This window comes from Roseivivax halodurans JCM 10272 (assembly GCF_000521785.1).
Classification (GTDB): Bacteria; Pseudomonadota; Alphaproteobacteria; order Rhodobacterales; family Rhodobacteraceae; genus Roseivivax; species Roseivivax halodurans.
On sequence record NZ_JALZ01000107.1, the window covers coordinates 1 to 1,604 of the forward strand.

A 1,604-nucleotide genomic window follows, 5' to 3' on the forward strand; every position below is an offset into this window, starting at 1 on the left:
ACCAATGACGAATGGACGGTTGCGCGGAGATATATGTCTCTTCCGTCTTGGGGCCCCGGCCGTCAATCCGGAATCTGCACGGCAAGGCTTCCGCAATTGCCCGGCTGGCTGCGGAACGCGAGGCGCGGGCGGCGCGGAGACACCAAATATCGGAGCGCCGCCCGCGCCGACAGCCGCGTTGGTCCTGTGCAGAGCCATGTGCTCCTTCCGCAGCGTGCTCCTTCCGCAGCGCCATCACTTCCACTCCCAGTCCCATACCGGTGTCATGCTTCCGTCCGTGGTCGGCGCGCAGGCCGCCTACATGATGTCGGTGAGATCGGTTCCCGGGCGCCCATCTTGAAAACGCTCTCGGACAAAACGCCCGGGGGCTGGGACATATCCGGCGTCTCCGGAAACCGCGTCCCGGTGGGGACTTCGTCGTGGCGGGACGGATCCTGCCAGGAGCTGGCCTTCTCCTTTTTCCTGTGCGGTTTGACGCCTTAGGCGGCGGCCGTGACCGGATCACGCTGGGGGCGGAACTCGGTGCCATCCAGCCACATGCGATGAAGCACGACCCCGATACGCCGTGCGACGGCCACTGTGGCGCGCTTCGAGCCGCGGCGCTTGGCAACCTGCATCCCCCATGCCTTAAGCCAGCACGGCCTCGCACGGTTCATCATCACAGTGGCCGCGTTGAAGAGCGCCGTGCGCAATCCGGCATCCCCTGCCTTGGTGATCCGTCCGATTATATCTCGCTCTCCGGACTGCTCGCGGCGGGGCGTCAGGCCGACCCACGGTCCCACTTCCCGCGACGACCGGAACCGGGCCGGGTCGTCGATCGCCGCGCGGACCGTCAGGGCGACCACGGCGCCAACGCCGGGCATCGTCATCATCAGCCGGCAGGCTTCGTCCTGGCGGGCAAGCTCGAGCACCCTGCGGTCAAGTGCCGTCAGCTTGTCGCGCAGCATCGCCCGGGCACCCAGGATGGCCGATGCGGCAGCCTCCAGCGCGTAATTCCCCGCGACCAACTCGCGGACACGCGCCTCGTAGCGCCCCTTGCCCTTCCCAACTGGACCGAGCTTCATCCCGAAATTGCGAAGGACCCCGCGCAACGACTGCTCGATGTCGAGGGCTGCCTTCTGGACAGCCTTTCGGGCACTGAGCAGGGCGCGCATCTCCTGGGCGGACACGGACTTGCAATGGACCGGCCTGAACCACCCCATGCGCAGCAGCCGCGCAATGCCCTCGGCATCCCGGCGATCGGTCTTGACCGGCATGGCCTTCAGAACGGCCTTCACCTGGCGGGTCTCCATCAGGATCAGCTCGAAGCCCGCTTCGCCCAGGCCGCGGTGGAGCCACTGCGACAACGGACCGGCCTCGAGCCCGATCGCCTCGACGGGCCACGGCAGGTCCTGCAGGAATGCGATGAACGCCTCGGGCTCGCTGTCGATCTGTGCCCGCTTCACGACCTGCCCATATTCGTCGAGCACGCAGACTGCCGAGCTCGCGAGCGAAACGTCGATGCCGATGTAGGTCTTCATGCCGTCCTCCTCTGGGATGTGGAAGCGTCAGCCTATCCGGCCCTGGCCGCCCCATGACGACATCTTGAAAGCCTCGCGCGCGTC

General features: G+C 66.7%; 1 protein-coding gene. It reads right to left on the reverse strand.

Going from position 1 to position 1,604, the window contains the following annotated elements:
- Window positions 1–479: 479 nt before the first annotated feature.
- Window positions 480–1,520 carry an IS110 family RNA-guided transposase gene (locus OCH239_RS21325; RefSeq protein WP_037267497.1) on the reverse strand — a complete coding sequence of 347 codons (1,041 nt, stop codon included), beginning with the start codon at window positions 1,518–1,520 and terminating at the stop codon, window positions 480–482.
- Between the last annotated feature and the right edge of the window lie 84 nt (window positions 1,521–1,604).